Source organism: Flavobacterium rhamnosi, from assembly GCF_048286515.1.
Classification (GTDB): domain Bacteria; phylum Bacteroidota; class Bacteroidia; order Flavobacteriales; family Flavobacteriaceae; genus Flavobacterium.
The window spans coordinates 220,347-239,916 of sequence record NZ_JBLVPS010000005.1 but is presented as its reverse complement, the minus strand read 5'-3'; the positions used below and the strand labels follow the sequence as shown (position 1 = coordinate 239,916).

Annotated in this window: 16 protein-coding genes and 1 tRNA gene; 10 read left to right on the top strand and 7 right to left on the bottom strand. The window is 33.1% G+C overall.

Annotated elements, in window-relative coordinates:
• The first annotated feature begins 117 nt into the window (after window positions 1–117).
• From ACNQGN_RS06550 to ACNQGN_RS06535, 4 genes are all read left to right on the top strand, one after another.
• The gene (locus ACNQGN_RS06550) at window positions 118–435 is read left to right on the top strand and encodes a hypothetical protein (protein WP_417987041.1); all 318 of its coding nucleotides are present in this window, start codon (window positions 118–120) and stop codon (window positions 433–435) included.
• Window positions 436–614: 179 nt separating this feature from the next.
• On the top strand, window positions 615–1,211 hold the full coding sequence (locus tag ACNQGN_RS06545; RefSeq protein ID WP_417987040.1) for a hypothetical protein: 597 nt from the start codon (window positions 615–617) through the stop codon (window positions 1,209–1,211).
• Between the two features lie 163 nt (window positions 1,212–1,374).
• Window positions 1,375–3,906, top strand: coding sequence for a PIG-L family deacetylase (locus tag ACNQGN_RS06540; protein WP_417987039.1), 2,532 nt, complete (start codon window positions 1,375–1,377; stop codon window positions 3,904–3,906).
• A gap of 123 nt (window positions 3,907–4,029) precedes the next feature.
• Window positions 4,030–5,748, top strand: coding sequence for a sodium:solute symporter family protein (locus ACNQGN_RS06535; RefSeq protein WP_417987038.1), 1,719 nt, complete (start codon window positions 4,030–4,032; stop codon window positions 5,746–5,748).
• A 67-nt stretch (window positions 5,749–5,815) separates the two neighbouring features.
• Here ACNQGN_RS06535 and ACNQGN_RS06530 read toward each other — a convergent pair whose 3' ends face one another.
• From ACNQGN_RS06530 to ACNQGN_RS06510, 5 genes are read right to left on the bottom strand one after another with little or no spacing between them, the layout of a single operon-like run.
• The gene (locus ACNQGN_RS06530) at window positions 5,816–6,661 is read right to left on the bottom strand and encodes a DUF2911 domain-containing protein (protein ID WP_417987037.1); all 846 of its coding nucleotides are present in this window, start codon (window positions 6,659–6,661) and stop codon (window positions 5,816–5,818) included.
• Between the two features lie 50 nt (window positions 6,662–6,711).
• Window positions 6,712–7,386: an HAD family hydrolase gene (locus ACNQGN_RS06525; protein ID WP_417987036.1), complete on the bottom strand. Its 675-nt coding sequence runs from the start codon at window positions 7,384–7,386 to the stop codon at window positions 6,712–6,714.
• Between the two features lie 50 nt (window positions 7,387–7,436).
• Window positions 7,437–8,153 carry a tRNA threonylcarbamoyladenosine dehydratase gene (locus tag ACNQGN_RS06520; protein WP_416836881.1) on the bottom strand — a complete coding sequence of 239 codons (717 nt, stop codon included), beginning with the start codon at window positions 8,151–8,153 and terminating at the stop codon, window positions 7,437–7,439.
• A gap of 25 nt (window positions 8,154–8,178) precedes the next feature.
• Window positions 8,179–8,835, bottom strand: a complete 657-nt coding sequence (locus ACNQGN_RS06515) for a TatD family hydrolase (protein WP_417987035.1) — start codon at window positions 8,833–8,835, stop codon at window positions 8,179–8,181.
• Window positions 8,835–9,437 carry a DUF1684 domain-containing protein gene (locus tag ACNQGN_RS06510; protein ID WP_417987034.1) on the bottom strand — a complete coding sequence of 201 codons (603 nt, stop codon included), beginning with the start codon at window positions 9,435–9,437 and terminating at the stop codon, window positions 8,835–8,837. Before ACNQGN_RS06510 ends, ACNQGN_RS06515 begins: the two co-directional genes overlap by 1 nt.
• A gap of 95 nt (window positions 9,438–9,532) precedes the next feature.
• Between ACNQGN_RS06510 and ACNQGN_RS06505 the strand changes: the two genes are divergently transcribed.
• From ACNQGN_RS06505 to ACNQGN_RS06490, 4 genes are all read left to right on the top strand, one after another.
• Window positions 9,533–10,750 (top strand): MDR family MFS transporter, encoded by a 1,218-nt coding sequence (locus ACNQGN_RS06505; RefSeq protein WP_417987033.1) that lies wholly within the window; start codon window positions 9,533–9,535, stop codon window positions 10,748–10,750.
• 370 nt (window positions 10,751–11,120) lie between these two features.
• Window positions 11,121–11,489, top strand: a complete 369-nt coding sequence (locus ACNQGN_RS06500; protein WP_417987032.1) for a BlaI/MecI/CopY family transcriptional regulator — start codon at window positions 11,121–11,123, stop codon at window positions 11,487–11,489.
• Window positions 11,490–11,560: 71 nt separating this feature from the next.
• Window positions 11,561–13,420 carry a M56 family metallopeptidase gene (locus tag ACNQGN_RS06495; RefSeq protein WP_417987031.1) on the top strand — a complete coding sequence of 620 codons (1,860 nt, stop codon included), beginning with the start codon at window positions 11,561–11,563 and terminating at the stop codon, window positions 13,418–13,420.
• A 78-nt stretch (window positions 13,421–13,498) separates the two neighbouring features.
• Window positions 13,499–13,639: an SsrA-binding protein gene (locus ACNQGN_RS06490; protein ID WP_417987030.1), complete on the top strand. Its 141-nt coding sequence runs from the start codon at window positions 13,499–13,501 to the stop codon at window positions 13,637–13,639.
• Here ACNQGN_RS06490 and ACNQGN_RS06485 read toward each other — a convergent pair.
• The gene (locus ACNQGN_RS06485) at window positions 13,636–14,148 is read right to left on the bottom strand and encodes an adenine phosphoribosyltransferase (RefSeq protein ID WP_417987029.1); all 513 of its coding nucleotides are present in this window, start codon (window positions 14,146–14,148) and stop codon (window positions 13,636–13,638) included. The genes ACNQGN_RS06490 and ACNQGN_RS06485 overlap by 4 nt on opposite strands.
• Window positions 14,149–14,218: 70 nt before the next feature.
• Here ACNQGN_RS06485 and ACNQGN_RS06480 point away from each other — a divergent pair.
• Window positions 14,219–14,292 (top strand) — tRNA-Arg (locus ACNQGN_RS06480).
• A 520-nt stretch (window positions 14,293–14,812) separates the two neighbouring features.
• On the opposite strand, the gene ACNQGN_RS06475 is transcribed toward ACNQGN_RS06480, so the two are convergent.
• The gene (locus ACNQGN_RS06475; RefSeq protein ID WP_417987054.1) at window positions 14,813–14,953 is read right to left on the bottom strand and encodes a transposase; all 141 of its coding nucleotides are present in this window, start codon (window positions 14,951–14,953) and stop codon (window positions 14,813–14,815) included.
• Window positions 14,954–15,531: 578 nt separating this feature from the next.
• Here ACNQGN_RS06475 and cas9 point away from each other — a divergent pair.
• Window positions 15,532–19,569 carry a type II CRISPR RNA-guided endonuclease Cas9 gene (gene cas9 / locus ACNQGN_RS06470; protein ID WP_417987028.1) on the top strand — a complete coding sequence of 1,346 codons (4,038 nt, stop codon included), beginning with the start codon at window positions 15,532–15,534 and terminating at the stop codon, window positions 19,567–19,569.
• Window position 19,570: the final 1 nt, after the last annotated feature.

Here is a 19,570-nt window from a genome sequence, read left to right as displayed (position 1 = left end):
TATTAAGCATATATAATATATTTCTTCTAAATAATTTATAAAATTTTGTAAAAAATTATTCTTATTATTCTTATATTTACACTAACAATATTGTTAAACCAAAAAACCATAAACAAGATGAAAAAGCTCACCTTTTATTTAATGATGATGGTATTATCATTAACTGTTGTTCCAAACACAATTATTGCCGCTGAAAAAAATCCAATTACAGTAACAAGCAATAGTAAAGAAGTTCCTGAAAATGTTAAAAAGTTGCTTTCCCGTTTAGATGAGATTAAGGCAATGGATAAATCCTCTATGAAATCCTCAGAGAAAAAAGCACTTCGTAAAGAAGTACGTGCGATTAACGCTGAGTTAAGAACTACCGGACACGGTATTTACTTATCTGTTGGCGCAATAATCATTGTTATTCTTTTATTGATTCTTTTGGTATAATTTTATTCAAATAAATATAAAAAAGAGAAGCCCCCAAAGCTTCTCTTTTTTATTGGAGCAAAGAAAGAAAATAGATATTTAAATGTTAATTATTTTATATTGGCACAGTTGTTGGATTTACAAAAAAAGTATTACCAAAGAGTAACTATTAAAATTATAAATCTATAAATATTAAAAAAATGAGAACATTAAAACTAATCGCCGTAGGAATTATCCTTTTTGCCTCTAGTGCAATACACGCACAAGTTTCAGTAAGTTTAAATATAGGTTCAGCTCCATCTTGGGGTCCTGTAGGATATGCAGAAGCAGAATACTATTATTTGCCAGATGTAGAAGCATATTACGATGTAAGAGCAACACAATTTATTTATTATGGTGGAGGAAGATGGGTACGATCTCGATATTTACCAAGACATTACAGAAATTATGATTTGTACAGCGGATACAAAGTAGTATTGAATGATTATCATGGTTCAAGACCTTATAATAACTTTAATCATCATAAAGTAAAATATTACAGAGGCTACCATGGTAGAGAACAAAGATCTATAGGACACAATAATAACCGCAGACAATATGATAACCATAGACAATACGATAACCATAGACAATATGATAACCGCAGAGTAGCTGATAATCGTAGACAAAATGATAACCGTAGAGACTATGATAATCGCAGACAAAATGATAATCATAGAGACAATAGAGATCGTGATCATGGAAATAATGGACATGGAAATGGACGCGGAAATGGAAATGGTCATGGAAGAGACTAATACCTGAAATTTAATATCAAAAAGAATAAAAATAGAGAGAGCCAAAATTGGTTCTCTCTATTTTTGTTTAATCAAATTTTTATTTTAAAGAAAACCCAAAACTATTTCAGAAAAAATTATTTAATTCCTACATTTGAAGCTATTGCAAATTAAATTTAAAAAAATGCAAAAAAAACACCTACAAACTATTGTCGTATTTCTTTTTTGTTTTCAAATAACAATTGCGCAACACCATCAAAAACCAAATGCAGTTGAAATTTACAATCAAATCCAAAAACTTAATTTTTTAGGTTCTGTACTTTATATAGCTGCACACCCGGATGATGAAAATACCCGTTTGATTTCTTATCTATCAAATCAGACTAAAGCAAGAACCGGCTATCTGTCTTTGACCCGAGGCGACGGAGGCCAAAATTTAATTGGCCCTCAATTACGGGAATTACTAGGTGTCATTCGTACCCAAGAACTCATAGAAGCCAGAAAAATTGATGGTGGAGAACAATTTTTTTCACGTGCCAATGATTTTGGATATTCCAAAAACCCAACTGAAACTTTAGAGATTTGGGACAAACAAAAAGTCCTTTCTGATATTGTCTGGGCAATCAGAAAATTTCAGCCTGATGTAATTATCAATCGCTTTGACCATCGTTCAGCAGGAACGACACACGGTCATCATACTGCATCGGCAATGCTGAGTGTAGAAAGTTTTGATTTGGCCAATAATCCCGCAATTTTTCCTGAACAACTGCAATCGGTTCAGCCGTGGCAAACCAAACGCCAGTTTTTTAATACATCATGGTGGTTTTATGGCAGCAAAGAAAAATTTGATGCCGCTGATAAATCAAATTTATCAGAGATGCAAATTGGTACTTATTTTCCATCTATAGGAAAATCAAACCAGGAAATTGCAGCTCTGAGCCGCAGCCGCCATCAATCTCAAGGTTTTGGAAGTACCGGAAGTCGCGGTGAGGAAACAGAATATTTAGAATTTATAAATGGTGAAGCCTTAAAAAACAAATCGTCTCTTTTTGAAGGGATCGATACAAGCTGGAACCGAGTAAAAGGTGGAAAACCCATTGGAGAATTAGTAGCAACAATTGCTGCTCAATATGATCATACCAATCCTTCGGCTAGTATTCCCAATTTGGTAAAAGCCTATACCATGATACAAGCTTTGGATGAAAAACATTGGACAGTACTAAAATCTAATGCCATCAAAGAAATTATTGCGGCATGTTCTGGATTGTATTTGGAAGCAGTTGCCCAAAATCAAGAAGCAACTCCAGGCAGCATTGTCAAACTAAAGCTTGAGACTATCAACAGAAGTGCCATTCCGATGCAATTAATAAGCATATCCACTTTGCCAGAACAAAAGAACACTCCACAAAACATCCCTTTAAACAATAATATACTAAAAAACAGTACGCTCGATTTACAATTACCACCAACCATCGACTACACCCAGCCGTATTGGTTAAAAGACAAAGGAACAGTTGGGATGTATGCCGTTGAAGAACAAAAAAACATCGGTATTCCTGATATTATTCGTGTAACAAAAGTAGTTTTTAATATCCAAATCAATGGAGTCGAAATCCCTTTTGAACGAAACGTTGTCTATAAATACAATGATGACGTAAAAGGCGAAATGTATAATTATTTAGACATTGTTCCCGAGATAACAACAACTATACTTGATAAAGTATCACTTTTTAAGGATACTAAAAATAAAACTGTAGCTGTAAAAATCAAAGCTGGAAAAGATGCGGTGAAAGGGAATCTACAACTGGAACTACCCAATAATTGGATCGTTTCCCCAAAATTAATTCCCTTTAATTTAGAAAAAAAGGGAACAGAACAAATCGTTTATTTTGAGGTAACTCCGCCAAATCAGCCTGATGCAGTTGTAGCCAAAAGTATTGCCATCATTAACAATATTCGATACGATAAAGACCAGGTTATCATCGATTACAATCATATTACAAAACAACAGGTATTAAAACCAGCCGAAGCCAAATTTATCAAGATGGATTTAAAAACCAACGCGGAAAAAATTGGTTACATTATGGGAGCTGGAGATGAAGTTCCTGAAAGCTTGGCACAAATGGGTTACAAAGTAACCCTCTTGAAAGCAGAAGAAATAACACCTGAAAAACTAGCCAGCCTTGATGTGGTTATCACCGGTGTACGAGCTTATAATACAGTACACGCATTAGCCAATAAACAAAATATTTTATTAGAATTTGTAAAAGAAGGGAAAACAATGCTGGTACAATACAATACTCCCGATGATGTTGTTCCTGTAAATATTGCTCCGTTTCCGCTAAAAATTTCACGTGACAGAGTCACTGAAGAAAATGCTGAAGTTCGATTTTTAGCGCCTGATCATCCCATTATGAATTCACCAAATAAAATCACATCAAAAGATTTTGAAGGTTGGAAACAAGAACAAGGATTGTACTATCCTAAAGAATTTGATAAAGCCTTCACTCCTATCCTATCGTCAAATGATAAAGGAGAAACACCAAAAGATGGCGCCTTATTAGTCGCTCCTTACGGAAAAGGGTATTATATTTATACCGGTTTAAGTTTTTTTAGAGAATTACCTGAAGGTATTCCCGGCGCTTATCGATTATTATCAAATATGATTTCGCTAAAATCAGCTATTAAAATCCCTGCCCAAAAAATTAAGCCTTAAAAAATAAATAAAATGTACCCAAAAAAAATAAAAACCTGGAAAAAAAACTACACTTGTGTCCTTGTAGCCAATGCCATTTATATTTTAGTTTTTTATCTAATAATGGAATTATACTCTTAAATTATGCAACTATTCGATTGGGTCATACTCATAGTAACTTTACTATTTATTGTAATTTATGGAGCCTGGAAAACCAGAGGAAGTAAAAATGTTGAAGATTTTATTCTTGGTGGTAACGAAACGCCATGGTATGTGGTTGGACTTTCGGTAATGGCTACACAAGCCAGTGCCATTACTTTTCTTTCAACTCCCGGACAGGCCTATCACGACGGAATGGGATTTGTACAATTCTATTTCGGATTGCCTATTGCCATGGTAGTTATTTGCGTAACTTTTATCCCCTTGTACCACAAATACAAAGTGTATACCGCTTACGAATACCTTGAAAAAAGATTTGATTTACAAACACGTTCACTTGCCGCCATACTTTTCCTGTTTCAAAGAGGTTTAGGAACAGGCCTTACCATATATGCTCCGGCTATTATTTTATCCGCAATATTGGGTTGGAACCTTACCATTATGAATATCATAATCGGTGTTTTGGTAATTATTTATACGTTTTCCGGTGGGACAAAAGCGGTAAACGTGACTCAAAAACAACAAATGTTTGTAATCATGTCAGGAATGTTAATCACATTTTTCCTCATATTACATTATTTACCTAATGATATGACTTTTACTAATGCTTTGCACATTGCAGGGGCAAATGATAAAATGAATATTGTGAGTTTTTCAACTGATCCAGAGGAAAAATACACTTTTTGGAGTGGTATCACGGGAGGTTTTTTCTTGGCATTGGCTTATTTTGGTACTGATCAATCGCAAGTAGGACGTTATTTATCTGGAAAATCTGTGCGGGAAAGTCAAATGGGATTAATCATGAACGGCCTTTTAAAAGTTCCTATGCAATTTTTTATTTTGCTGACCGGAGTTATGGTTTTTGTTTTTTTTCAATTCAATCCTGTTCCTTTAAATTTTAATCCCAACAATAAAATAGCCATTGAGAAATCACAATTCAAAGATGAGTATCACGTTTTAGAAAAAAAACTGGATGCTTTATCCGAAGACAAAAAGGTTATCAATCTATTGTATATCGATCAGCTCAATCAGGATTATGACAATCCAAGTCTTCGCAAAGAATTAATTGCATTATCCAACAAAGAAAAAGATTTGAGAGATCGTGCTAAAGAAATTATCCTAAAAGCTGACAATAACAGTGAAACCAATGATAAAGATTATGTGTTTTTTCACTTTATCCTGAATTATTTACCTAAGGGACTTATTGGTTTATTGCTTGCTGTGATTATTTCTGCAGCCATGTCTTCAACAGCATCCGGGCTCAATGCTTTGGCATCTACAACTGCAATTGATATTTACAAACGTAATCTGAAAGAAGAAAAATCAGAAAAGCATTACCTCAATGCTACAAAGTTTTTCACACTGGTGTGGGGAATTATCGCCATTCTTTTTGCTTGTGTCGGTACACTATTCGAAAATTTAATCCAATTGGTAAATATCATAGGATCCATTTTTTACGGAACTGTTTTGGGAATTTTTCTGGTTGGTTTTTATATCAAAAAAGTTCATGGTAAAGCCATTTTTAGCAGCGCCATAATAAGCCAACTGACCATTTTCATAATCTATTATTTCGCCATTTATATATACCCCAGCGGAGAAGAAAAGCTAGGTTATTTATGGCTCAATTTCATCGGAGCCTTGCTAACAATTGTAATATCTTCATTATTACAATGGACTATTTTTAGAAAGCAAAAAACTAATTAATGTTACTATATAAAAAATCCCGTCTAAAATTAGACGGGATTTTTCAGCTAAGAAGGAGTGCGAATACTTAATTTTTACTCCACTCGGCTATACTTTCTTTATTCATTTTTACATAGTCTTGGTTTTTAGCAGCCTCTGCTGCTGCAAGTGATAATTTAGCAGACTCAATAGCCCCTTTTTTATCCCCAAGCTTAGCTTGTATTAATGATTTCAACCTGTTATACCAAAACGGTTTTTCTGTACTCATATCCAAAGCTTTGTTTATATAACCTAATGCTTTTGCATTATCGCCATTCGACTGATATAAAAACTGTGCTGCAGAAAAATAGTCTCCGGCAGCTGGACCAGCTAATGCTTTCTCTATGTTAGCGGTTGCTTTTTTCTGTGTAGGCACTTCAAATTTTAAAGCTGCATACGAATTCTCCCAAGATATTTCTAAAAAAGCAAAATTATTGTCTAAACCACTTATTCCAATAGTAAATGTTTCCACATTTTTTGATAGCGTTTCAGGAGTAACAGTAGCTTTAAGCGCTACATTTTCTTCTTTCCATTCTTCCGGATTACCCCAGTTATCAGTAGTAGAATAAAATATTATTTCCCAACTTTCAATTTTCGGAATCGTATACAAAGCATATTTCCCTTTTTTCAAGGTTTTGCCATCAATAACCACATCATCACTAAATGATACCGTTGTGTTTTCATTTGCTCCTGTTCTCCATACTTTTCCAAAAGGAACCAAATTACCAAAAACAGCTCTTCCTCTGGCGCTAGGTCTAGAATAATTAATTTCCACATCTGTCAAGCCCACCGCTTGAATAATTGTAGCTTTCGGACTTGATTGAGGAGTCTTTACTTGCGCCTCCATAGCAAAATTTGCAATAATGATCGCTAATGCAATAAGTATTTTTTTCATATTATAAGTTTTTATGTTTCCAAATTTACAAATTCAGTTATTCCTAAATGTTAATTATTCCTTAATTTAGAATCCATATTTTGCACTTCATCAAAACCTAATTCATTGAAATGTTGGATCACTACATCTGCTTCTGATAAATCCTGATCTTTTGAGTGAATGCTGTTGTAACCCACACAAAAAATCCCGGCAGCTTTCGAAGCTCTAATTCCGTTTGTACTGTCTTCAATTACAATACAGCTTTCCTTTGGAACAATCGATAATGAAGCAGCGTGCTCAAAAATGGCAGGATGTGGTTTTGATTTAGGAAAATCTTCTCCACTGACCACATGCGTGAAATATTCATGCAGCTTAAAACGACGAAAAACACGCTCAATAGTAACTTTTGAAGCGGAGGAAGCCAAAATCAACTGCACTCCGTTTTGGTGCAATTCCTTGATTAATTTTTCAACACCTTCCAATAATTCCAAATCTTCTTTGCTATCAAAAGCATCATTAAAAATGGCTCTTTTTCTCAAAATCAAATCCTCAACATCTTGCTCAAGATTAAATTTTTCTTTTAATTTCTGAAATATATTTCGAGTGGAATTTCCGGTAAATGAAGTATACATTTCTTCGGTGACTGCAATGTTCATTTCTTCAAATTGTTTGAAATAGGCGTAACGGTGTACTGGTTCTGTGTCGACAATTACACCATCCATGTCGAAAATTACTGTTTGTATCATTTTGTTTTTTAGTTTTTTGAATCTGCTTTCCGCTATCTGCTGAAATCTGACTACTCTTTTTTAAGTAAATATCGAATCACCGTTTCAGCAGCATATAAACCAAACAAACCTGGCATATAACTATTGGTCCCGTAAAATGATTTTTTAAAATTGGAACCATCGGTCATTTTCAAACTTGATTCGTCTTGAATTTCAGAAGAAAACACCACTTTTAATTTATCAATTTTCACTTCTTTTAATCGTCTTCTGATCGTTTTCGCAAAGAAACAATTGACTGTATTTGTGATATCCGTTACTTTTACTTTGGAAGCTTCCATCTTTCCACCGGCACCCATACTACTTATGATTTTTACTCTTTTTCTTTTTGCTGCAATAATCAGATTCAATTTTGGAGTCACACTGTCAATACAATCCAAAACATAATCGAATTCCTCCGAAACGATCTCAAAAGCACGCTCGGGTGAAAGAAACTCTTGCACGCGTGTCAATTTTAATTCTGGATTAATGTCCATTAAACGATCCCCTACAACAGTAACTTTGGGTTGCCCCACTGAAGAGTGCAAAGCAGGCAATTGCCTGTTTATATTGGTAATATCAACCACATCGCCATCTACAATCGTCATTTTCCCCACTCCAGCTCTTGCCAAAAATTCTGCTGCAAAAGAACCTACTCCACCAAGTCCTACAACTAATACATTTGCATTTTGCAATTTATTTAAACCTTCTTTTTTAAATAAAAGTTCGGCTCTTTCTGTCCACTCTGCCATAATAAAAATTTATTCGTTACTTTATTTATCTGTTTTTTTTGTTAAACACAGTATCAAAATTACTATTTACCTGTTTCTGAATTTCTGTTACCGAAATTCCTTTGTATTTTGCCGCCAAAGCATAAACCGTCGCCAAACTTTCCGTTGCTGTATCGGTTTCCAGAAAAAATCGATCCTTCGGCATATTTTTAAAAACCGTTTCCAGTTCCGGATTTTGTAATAAATATTTTCCAAAGGAAATATAAAATCCATTATCCAGTAACTGTTTTGCCAACTGTTCGCTTTTAGAAAACCCATGAATCAGTATTGGAACCGAAATAGTTAACTTTTTCGTAATTTCAATCAATTCCTGAAAAGCAGCAACACAATGGATCACCACTGGTTTTTTATATTTCTGTGCCAAAAGCAATTGCTTTTCGAACACTAGCCGTTGCAATTCCATCGGAATTTCGATGCGCTTGTCCAGTCCACATTCGCCCACAGCAAGACAACCTGAATTCTGCAATTTGCTTTCGATTATTTCAAAATCAGATTCCAATCGGTCTTCAACAATAAACCAAGGATGAATTCCTATGGAATAAAATGGAATCATTGCATCGAACTCCCATGGATACTGATTGACTAACTCCAACAAATCAGGTTGGTTTGTATATTTATGTGTATGTAAATTAAAGAACTCCATTAGTCGTGAAATTTTTTAACACCTGCTTTTATTTCAATATTCAAATCGTTTTCCAAAGGAACTTTTGGACACGAATAGTTATGATTATAAGCACAGTACGGATTGTAAGAAGTATTGAAATCGATCGCAATTGTGTCTCCTTTCGGGGTTCTCAAATCGATATATTTTCCACCAATATAAGTTTCATTACCCGAAGTCAAATCAGAAAATGGTAAAAATAAATAATCTTCAAAGGATGCTTTTTTCGAAAGTTCAATATTTCGGTAAACATTCAATTTAAAATCCTGACCATCAATCGTAAAAAAAACTTCTCCGGATTTTACATACAAAGGCTTTCTGTCGGTAGAGGTTTCCATCTTAAATGGTTTTTCTTTTTTTGTTCTGACAAATCTAGCATTTACAAAAAAAGTATTATTGGCAGGGTAAAAATCCAATCCTTCAAATACAGCCAGATCTTCTGGTGTCAAAGGACTGGTCTTGACATCTGCGTATTCAGTGTTTATTTTTTTTTGAAATTTGGCAACAGCTGCCACATCAAATTTCTCCTGGCCAATGCCAAAGTTAAACTGTAACAAAAAAACCAAAGCGAATAGCGTTCTCATTTTTATAATTTTAAGCAAAAATAGTTTAAAAGTTACAATGGTACAAAGACGCATCGTTACAAAGTTTTCTACCTTTACAAAATTAGAACTTATATATGATCCAAACCGCTTTCCAACGCTACATTAATAATTTTAAAGGATTCACAAGAGAAGTATGGATTCTTACCTTAATTACTTTTATCAATCGCGCCGGCACGATGGTTCTGCCTTTTCTATCCAAATACCTGAAAGAAGATCTGAATTTCTCCTATGCACAGGTAGGATGGATTATGGTAGCTTTTGGTTTTGGATCCATGTTGGGATCCTGGCTGGGCGGAAAATTATCTGATAAAATTGGATTTTATAAAATTATGGTTTTCAGTTTATTTACCAGTGGAATCCTGTTATTCCTAGTACAATACATCCGTACTTTTTGGGGACTGTGTATTGGAATGTTTTTTATCATGACCGTCGCCGATATGTTTCGTCCGGCAATGTTCGTTTCTCTTGGGACGTATGCCAAACCTGAAAATCGCACCAGAGCACTGACATTAGTGCGATTGGCAGTTAATTTAGGCTTTACTGCAGGACCTGCTTTGGGAGGCTTAATAATCATGTATTTGGGATATAGTGGGCTTTTTTGGGTAGACGGGAGTTCTTGTATTGTATCGATTTTAATTTTTACACTATTGGTAAAAGAACGTAAAAAACCTGCCGATTTAAATGCCGACACCAGCACAACAGAAATACCTGCTTCCGTTTTCAAAGACAAAATATTCTGGACCTTTCTATTTGTCTGCTTTATTACAGCAATGCTCTTCTTTCAGCTTTTCACCACTTTACCATTGTATCACGCTGAAAAATTTGGACTTACAGAATTTCAAAGCGGACTTTTATTATCATTAAACGGATTATTGATTTTCTTTCTGGAAATGCCAATTGTCAGCATCAGCCAAAGAAAAAATATTGATAAACTAAAAATTATCCTTTGGGGCTCCCTGCTTATGTCCATTAGTTTCTATGTTTTAATGATCAATACATGGGCTGGAATACTAATTGTAAGCATCATTTTTATCACTTTTGGAGAAATGTTTATCTTCCCATTTTCGAATTCATTTGCCTTAAGTCGGGCACCAAGAGGACATGAAGGCCGCTACATGGCTTTGTTTACGATGAGTTTCAGCTTAGCACATATAGCAAGTTCAAAAACCGGACTTGAAATCATTGCCCATTTTGGTTATCAAAGCAATTGGTTTATCATGGGTACTTTAGGCATTCTATCGGTTGCAGGCTGTATTTGGCTGCAAAAACTTGTTCAAAATGAACAAAATTAATTCCCATTAAAATTTTTTTTTATATAACTACATTTAGAAAAAGGGTCTTCTCAGTATAACAGTACAGGAGACCCTTTTCTACTGTCTGGTTATAGATACTACCTTGGTAGTTAGCTGCAAATCACGCACTCCAGATTCCTGTCATAATACACTTGAAGTAAATCCGTACACATTCTAGTTCCTGTCGTAACACCGCTCTCATCCAAAGTCTTTCTACTTCCAAATTTCATTATATTTAAGGTTAACCCTATCTCTTGGATTCCATAATTACAGTCCAAATCAACTAAAAACTAAAAATTTAGTTAATTAACTATATCTATAGTTGCGTAACTAGAAATATAGTTGTAAGTTTGATTCAAATAATAAAATCATGCAAAAGTTAACCAACAAAGAAGAAGAAATCATGCACATTTTATGGAAGCTCAAAAAAGCTTTTGTAAAAGAAGTCATGGCCGAAATCACTGAAGACCAACCACATTACAACACCCTTTCCACTATTGTGCGCAATCTGGAAGAAAAAGGCTTTGTTTCTCATAATGCCTTTGGAAATACTCATCAATATTATCCTATCGTTAGTTTAGAAGACTATAGAAAACGTTTCATGAATACAGCAATCGATAACTACTTTAATAGTTCGTATAAAAATATGGTCTCCTTTTTTGCTAAAGAAGAGAAAATTTCTGCAGCGGAATTACGGGAGATTCTGATGATGATTGAAAATCAAAAAGAAGAGAAATAATTCCTATCAATAGGAGTTTAGTTACAGCAATAAAAGAATTAGTAAAGTAGAATAAAATAAAAACACATAGCATGGAAGCACTGTTTATTTATCTCATCAAATCCAGTGGACTAATTGTCCTATTTTATTTAGCCTATTTTTTCATGTTGCGAAAAGAAACCTTTTTCAACAGTAACCGCTGGTTTCTACTTGCAGGCCTAATTACTTCCGTTCTCCTGCCTTTTGTTGTTATTACAAAAATAATCTGGGTAGAACCAGCTACAACTCCAATGGATTGGTCCAATATTCCACTTACGAACTATACGCAGAAAAAAACATTTGAAGATTACTTACCAGTACTTACAGCTATTGCTTACGGAATCGGTACGCTGCTGCTACTGGCCAAATTTGTCTTTGACTTTTATAGCTTAAATATTGTTTTAAAAGGAAAATCCATTCAGCAGCAAGCCGACTTTAAATTTATAGATCTTAAAGAAAATGTTGCGCCATTTTCTTATTTCAATACTATTGTTTACAATTCGGATTTATACACAGCTTCTGAATTGGAAAATATTTTGGAACATGAAAAAGTCCACAGCGAACAAAACCACACGATCGATGTGTTAATTTCGAGACTGTTTTGTATTGTATTTTGGTTCAATCCATTCGTTTGGTTGTATACAAAAGCGATTTTGCAAAACCTAGAATTCATTGCCGATAACGAAGCCACAAAGAAAATATCAGACAAAAAAGCATACCAAATCACACTTCTAAAAATAACAACACACGAAAATTGTGTTGCCATCACCAATCATTTTTATCAATCATTAATCAAAAAACGAATCGTTATGTTAAACAAAAATCAATCAAAAAAATGGAATTCTTGGAAGTACGCCTTTATACTTCCAATACTAGCGGTATTTGTGTTTTTATTCCAAATTAAAACTATTGCGCAAGAGAAAACTGTAGAAATTCAAGAAATTGAAAACAAAAAAACAGATCCTAATTCCGTAGATGTTTACAAAATAAATAAAAACACAACAGATGAAGAATTAGATGGAAAAGCCTCAGCTATGAAAGATGCTTACGGTATTATAGCTACTTTTTCTAATGTAAAAAGAAACTCAGATAATGAACTAATTGCTATAACAGCTGAATTGAAAAAAGGAAACGAAATATCAAAAGTTATGGAAACCCAAGGAAACGAGGCTATAAAAACGTTCGGAATTGTAATTTCAAAAAACGCAGCAGGAATGTTAGCAATAGAGTTCGCTGCAGAGGATAAAATGAATACCAAGAGCGGTATCGTTTCACCAGACGAACCAATGATCATAAACAAAGAAATCTATATTAATGGAGAAAAAGCTAGTCAAAATGATTTGGATAAATTAAATCCGGATAAAATTGCAACCATGGATGTCAATAAAAATAAAGACAAACAAGAAATCCGAATAATTACAAATGAGCACTCCAAAATGCTTAATGAGAATGACATTTATATCAATGGTCAAAAGGTAACTCAAAATGAATTAAACCGTTTAGATCAAAATACCATTGACAAAATGGATGTCGATAAAAAAGAAAAAACAATTAGAATAGTTACCAAAACCAGAACCCAAACTTTTAACGGTAAGGATATTCCAACTCCTCCAACTCCTCCAAAATTTCCTGAAGGACCAATGCCAACACCCCCGGTTCCTGATATGTCAAAACTACCTGCTCCACCTACTGTTCCGTCGGATGTAAAAGATAAAAAGGCGATGGCATCGTTTGAGAAAAAAATGAAAGAATTCGAAAAAAAGATGGAGTCATTCGAACCTGATATGAGTGCTTATGAAAAACAAATTGAGGAAGTAATGGCTAAACGCGAACAAATATTTGAAAAAGAAATGGCTAAATATGAAGAAGCCATGGAAAAGTACAGAGAGACTATGGAAAAGCACAATAATTAAAACTATACTTCAAAAATCATTAAAAAGACGATCTCTAATCAAGAACGTCTTTTTTTATATCTTTGAAAAAAAATAGGTATGTTTAAAATATTAGCCCAAATCAACAAAGTCATTTTTCCAAGTTTCACCAAACAGAGATTGGATTTAGCCAAAGCTAAAAAGTGGCAAATGGCTATTATTGGCTATAGATATTATATAACAACCCGCGCCCTGGATTAGTATGTTATTGCCGCAAAAATCTCGTTTCCTTTAATCTTTGTTCTTCCATTAAGAAAAGCCAATTCCATAAGGAAATTACATTGTACTATTTCGCCTCCCAATCTTTCTACCAATTCACAAACAGCTTTTGCTGTTCCTCCTGTTGCCAAAACATCATCGTGAATTAGAATCCTGTCTCCTTTTTGAATCGCATCAATATGTATTTCTAAAGTATCCGTTCCATATTCCAAATCATAGGTAGCGGAAATGGTTTTATAAGGCAATTTTTTAGCTTTTCTGACAGGGATGAAACCAACATTCAACTCCTGTGCTATGAGCATACCAAAGAAAAAACCTCGACTCTCCACTCCTATTACCTTGTCAATTTTTTTATCTTTAAGTGTTGAAACCAATATTTCCAAGCATTTATTCCTCGCTTTCGGATCAATTAACAAAGGAGTAATGTCTTTAAATAAAATTCCTTCTTTTGGAAAGCCTTGAATATCACGTATGTAATTCTTTAGTGGCATATTTTTTAATTTTTTTATTTATTTAGACTTGCAAATTACACAATTATACTTATATTTGCACCCGCATAAAGGCCTTGTGGCGCAACTGAATAGCGCACTTGATTACGGCTCAAGAGGTTACTGGTTTGAATCCAGTCAAGGTCACTTTAAAAATCCCTAAGCGCTTGGTTTTCAAGACTTAGGGATTTTTTATTGCCTTATTTTGTACGATTTTTGTATTGTCAAGCTTTAACTTCTTTATTTTGTTATTAAACTAAATTTAAAAACTCATAATAAATACATTATATATCGGGATTAAAAGGGATCATGCGTAAAAGTTGTGGGGAAATATAAAAATCTAGATATTTGTACTTCCAAATTTTATACAAATGCAAGATTCTTTTACCAATATACTGAAGTTATTGTTACCTGAAATAATAGTAGACTACTTTGAGCTTACTTCTTATAAGAAGGAAGATGAAATACTTCATTTATATCTAAAAGAGATCTATTCAATTCCTAAAGAATACCGAGGGTCTAAGTTAACATCAAAAGGGATCAATCCTAAAACCTGTGGGGAAGCAAAAATTAAGCATAAATATTAGTTAGCCTAAAAAGGAAAAATGCAACGTTTCTCACTCCTCTAAATTGTGGATCAATCCGAAAACCTGTGGGGAAGCAAAAATTAAGCATAAATATTAGTTAGTCTAAAAAGGAAAAACGTAACGTTTCTAACGCCTCTAAATTGTGATCTAAATGCTTTTATTTTGGCATTGAAAGATTCCGCTGAAGTATTACTGCTTCTATTATCAAAATAGTTTAAAATAGTTTGATAATGATTTACTATAGATCGTGAGATAGTATTAAAGGATTTGAACCAGATTGATTTACTTTCTCATGCCATTTGGCTAACTTTGAAAGCCCAATAATTTTATCTGTTGTTTAATTAATGAAAGTGCTTAAATTCATTTTTTTTAATAGGTCAAATAAATTCAAGCATATCCATTTTTATTTTAACAATGGCTGCATTATTTTATATTAACAAGAATACGATCTATAAATTCACGTTCTTTTATTTTGCAATCACTATTTTCATTTTCTTCATTAAATTCAATACCTTCAATAATAAAGTTTAATTTTTTCCCATCCTCAATTATCAAATAATCACTTTTATATTTTTTAAAATCGGGCTTATCAATTGATATTTCAAAAATATCAAAAAAAAAAGCGACAACCGTAAGGATGCCGCTTTGAATGTTTTCACAACGGAATAATCCTTATTGTGAATTGCTTCAAAATTGTATTGCAAGTATACAACAAAAGTTTTAATGTTTGAATGAGGGTTTCCGTAAAGGAGTTAATTATTTTATTCGTAAGTTTCAAGCTACTAAAAAGCAATGAGTAATGAAAAAAATATTAGGTTTAGATTTAGGAACAACATCTATTGGATGGTCTTTTATAAACGAAGCAGAAAATGATAATGAAAACTCATCAATAATAAATATAGGAGTCCGCATTGTTCCACTAACAGCAGATGAAGAGTCAGATTACAAGAAAGGAAATACCATTTCTATCAATGCTGATAGAACTTTAAAACGCGGTGCGAGAAGAGGTTTACAACGTTTCAAACAAAGAAGAGATGCATTATTGGAATCTTTTAATAAAATAAAGCTTATTTCTTCCACTTTTATTTATGCAGAAACTGGTAAAGAAACCACTTTTTCGTCTTATAAATTAAGGGCTAAAGCAGCTAATGAATCCATTACTAAAGAAGAATTAGTAAAAGTTCTTTTGATGCTGAATAAAAAGCGCGGTTATAAAAGCAGTAGAAAAGCAAAAACAGCCGAAGAAGGACAAGCAATTGATGGAATGGCGATTGCTACCGCACTTTTCGAAAATAATCTCACTCCAGGGCAATGGGTTTATAATTCCTTGTTAAATGGCGGAAAATACATTCCTGATTTCTATCGTTCCGACTTGCAAAAGGAATTAGAAAAAATCGTGCATTTTCAGAAACAATTCCATCATGAAATTATAAATAACAACTTACTTGAAGATATTCAGGGAAAATCAAGAACGCAAACGTCTCAACATTTTAATAAAACATTAAAAATAGAACTTGCTGAAAATAAAGGCTCCCGAGAAGAAACAAAATTACAGCATTACAAATGGAGAAACGATGCTTTAGTAAATAAACTAGATTTAAAAGTTATTGCATTTATCACTACTGAAATCAATAATCAAATAAATCAGTCAAGCGGTTATCTTGGAGCTATCAGTGATCGAAGTAAAGAATTGTATTTTAACAAGGAAACTGTTGGACAATTTCAATACAAACAACTCCAAAACAGTGTACATTCAAAACTTAAAAACCAAGTTTTTTATCGTCAAGATTATTTAGATGAATTTGAAAGAATTTGGGAAACCCAAACCAAATATCATCCTGAATTAAACGACAAGCTAAAATCAGAAGTTAGAGATATTACTATTTTTTATCAAAGAAAATTAAAATCTCAGAAACATTTGATTAGCCATTGTGAATTTGAAAAAGGACATAAAGCTATTCCAAAATCATCTCCTTTATTTCAAGAATTCAGAATTTGGCAAAACTTGAATAATATTGCCGTTAAAAACGAAACTACAAAAGAAACCTATTTATTAAGTGAAGAATTAAAGCAACAAATTGCAGAAATTCTTCAGTTTAAAGACGGAATGACGGACATTCAGCTGATGGATTTCTGTGAACTGAAAAAAGGCAGTCACTCAGTTAATTTCAAAAAGATAGAAGGAAACAGAACCAATACGGCACTTTACAAAGCTTTTGAAAAATTACTTGAGGTTGAAGGTTATGAAATGGATTTTTCTAAAATGAAACCTTTTGAAATAAAAGAAGCTATTGTAAAAATATTTGAGAATTTAAATATTAATATTAATATACTCAATTTTGATCCAACCATTCAGGGAAATGAATTTGATAAACAGCCCTATTACCAATTGTGGCATTTACTCTACTCTTCGGAAGATGATGAACCCTTGAAAAAAACGTTAATTAATAAATTTAATTTTAAAGAGAATCACATTCCATTCCTTCTAAACATTAATTTACAAGCTGATTACGGTAGCTTAAGTGCAAAAGCTATTAAAAAAGTATTACCACATTTAATGGATGGACAAATTTATGATCAAGCTTGTTTCCTTTCTGGATACAATCATTCTTCTTCATTAACTAAAGAAGCAAATGACAGTAGAGTTCTAAAAGACACCTTAGAATTACTTAAGAAAAACAGTTTACGAAATCCAGTGGTAGAGAAAATCCTTAATCAAATGATTAACGTGATTAATGCCATAATTGCAGACCCAACAATGGGAAAACCAGATGAAATTCGTGTGGAATTAGCTCGTGAGTTGAAAAACAACAATGAACAACGTAGTGAAATGACTAAGGCTATTAATAAAAGTACAGCCGAACACGAGCAAATCAGAAAATTATTGCATACGGAATTTGGAATCCATCGTGTAACCAGAAACGACATTATTCGTTATAAACTTTGGAAAGAATCCGATGGAATTTCACTTTATACAGGAAAACCAATAGAACCATCAAAATTATTTTCAAAAGAATACGACATTGAACATATTATTCCAAAATCACGCTTGTTTGACGATAGTTTTTCTAACAAAACAATTTGTGAACGTCAGTTGAATATTGACAAAAGCAATAAAACAGCCTACTCTTTTTTAAAAGACAAATTATCTCCTGAAGACTTTGACCAATTCGAAAAAAGAGTAAAAAATTTATTTGGTAAAATAAGCAGAACCAAGCAGAATAAACTATTGATGGCAGACAGTGATATTCCCGAAGGCTTCATTGACCGACAATTAAGAGAAACACAATATATTGCCAAAAAAGCAAAAGAAATTCTTTTAGAAGTTTCTAGAAATGTAACAGCTACTATTGGAAGTGTTACCGACAAATTACGTGAAGACTGGGAACTTGTTGAAGTAATGAAAGAACTGAATTGGGACAAATATCATAAACTGGGATTAACAAAAGAGGAAGAAGGCAAAAACGGAGAACGTTTATACAAAATACAAGATTGGACCAAACGAAATGACCATCGCCACCACGCCATGGATGCCATAACAGTTGCATTCACTAAACCTGCTTATATTCAGTATTTGAATAACCTGAATGCTAGAGATATCAATAATAAAAAAGCACCTGTAATTTTAGGTATAGAATCAAAATATTTAAAAAGAGATAAAACCAATAAATTGCGATTCATTGCTCCGATGCCAAACTTTAGGGAAGAAGCAAAAAAACAATTAGAAAGTATATTGATTTCCTACAAAGCCAAAAACAAAGTAGTTACCAATAACAAAAATACCACAAAGATAAAAGGCGGCAGTAATCAAAAAATTCAACTCACGCCTCGTGGTCAATTGCACAAAGAAACCGTTTACGGAAAACTACAACAATATGTGACTAAAGAAGAAAAAGTGGGTGCTAATTTTACAACGGAATACATCAATAAAGTTGCTAAAAAACAATACCGTGAAGCATTATTGGTTCGTTTAGCAGAAAATAGCGACGACCCGAAAAAAGCTTTTACAGGAAAAAATGCCTTTGCTAAAAACCCTATTTATTTGGATTCAGAGAAAACAGAAATGGTTCCTGAAAAAGTTAAAACGGTTTGGTTTGAAGATAATTATACCATTAGAAAAGATATTACTCCCGATTTAAAAATCGACAAAGTTATCGACACAGGATTAAAAACCATTCTTCAAAATCGTTTGAACGAATATAACAATGATCCTAAAAAAGCTTTTGTCAATTTGGATGAAAATCCTATTTGGCAAAACAAAGAAAAAGGAATAGCGATAAAAAGAGTAACTATTAGTGGTGTGAGTAATGCACAATCTTTACATACTAAAAAAGATCATTTTGGAAATGAAATTTTTGACGAAAAAGGCAATCCAATTCCAGCAGATTTTGTCAGTACTGGAAACAACCATCATGTAGCTATTTACAAAGATGGAAAAGGAAATTTACAAGAAGAAGTAGTTTCTTTTTATGATGCTGTAGTTCGTCAGAACTTAGGATTATCTATTATCAATAAAAATCATGCAAACGGTTGGGAATTTATGTTTACTATGAAGCAAAATGAGTTTTTTATATTTCCGACGGATTCTTTTAATCCTCAAGAGATTGATTTAAAAAACCCCAATAATTATTATTTGATTAGTCCCAATATATTTAGAGTTCAGAAAATTGCAACTAAAAATTATATGTTTAGACATCATTTAGAGACAATCATTGAAGAGAAAAACGAATTAAAAGATGTAACCTATAGGAGTATTAGAAGTACATCTCCTTTATCAGGGATTGTCAAAGTTAGAATTAATCATTTAGGTAAAATTGTTCAACTAGGAGAATATTAAC

Excerpts from the sequence above, each read along its gene's own strand:
- ACNQGN_RS06550 (WP_417987041.1), top strand. The coding sequence starts at position 118 with ATGAAAAAGCTCACCTTTTATTTAATGATGATGGTATTATCATTAACT.
- ACNQGN_RS06520 (WP_416836881.1), bottom strand. The coding sequence starts at position 8,153 with ATGGCAGAGTGGACAGAAAGAGCCGAACTTTTATTTAAAAAAGAAGGT.
- ACNQGN_RS06525 (WP_417987036.1), bottom strand. The coding sequence starts at position 7,386 with ATGATACAAACAGTAATTTTCGACATGGATGGTGTAATTGTCGACACA.
- ACNQGN_RS06505 (WP_417987033.1), top strand. The coding sequence starts at position 9,533 with ATGATCCAAACCGCTTTCCAACGCTACATTAATAATTTTAAAGGATTC.
- ACNQGN_RS06490 (WP_417987030.1), top strand. The coding sequence starts at position 13,499 with ATGTTTAAAATATTAGCCCAAATCAACAAAGTCATTTTTCCAAGTTTC.
- ACNQGN_RS06530 (WP_417987037.1), bottom strand. The coding sequence starts at position 6,661 with ATGAAAAAAATACTTATTGCATTAGCGATCATTATTGCAAATTTTGCT.
- ACNQGN_RS06540 (WP_417987039.1), top strand. The coding sequence starts at position 1,375 with ATGCAAAAAAAACACCTACAAACTATTGTCGTATTTCTTTTTTGTTTT.
- ACNQGN_RS06485 (WP_417987029.1), bottom strand. The coding sequence starts at position 14,148 with ATGCCACTAAAGAATTACATACGTGATATTCAAGGCTTTCCAAAAGAA.
- ACNQGN_RS06545 (WP_417987040.1), top strand. The coding sequence starts at position 615 with ATGAGAACATTAAAACTAATCGCCGTAGGAATTATCCTTTTTGCCTCT.
- ACNQGN_RS06515 (WP_417987035.1), bottom strand. The coding sequence starts at position 8,835 with ATGGAGTTCTTTAATTTACATACACATAAATATACAAACCAACCTGAT.
- ACNQGN_RS06510 (WP_417987034.1), bottom strand. The coding sequence starts at position 9,437 with ATGAGAACGCTATTCGCTTTGGTTTTTTTGTTACAGTTTAACTTTGGC.
- ACNQGN_RS06495 (WP_417987031.1), top strand. The coding sequence starts at position 11,561 with ATGGAAGCACTGTTTATTTATCTCATCAAATCCAGTGGACTAATTGTC.
- ACNQGN_RS06500 (WP_417987032.1), top strand. The coding sequence starts at position 11,121 with ATGCAAAAGTTAACCAACAAAGAAGAAGAAATCATGCACATTTTATGG.
- cas9 (WP_417987028.1), top strand. The coding sequence starts at position 15,532 with ATGAAAAAAATATTAGGTTTAGATTTAGGAACAACATCTATTGGATGG.
- ACNQGN_RS06535 (WP_417987038.1), top strand. The coding sequence starts at position 4,030 with ATGCAACTATTCGATTGGGTCATACTCATAGTAACTTTACTATTTATT.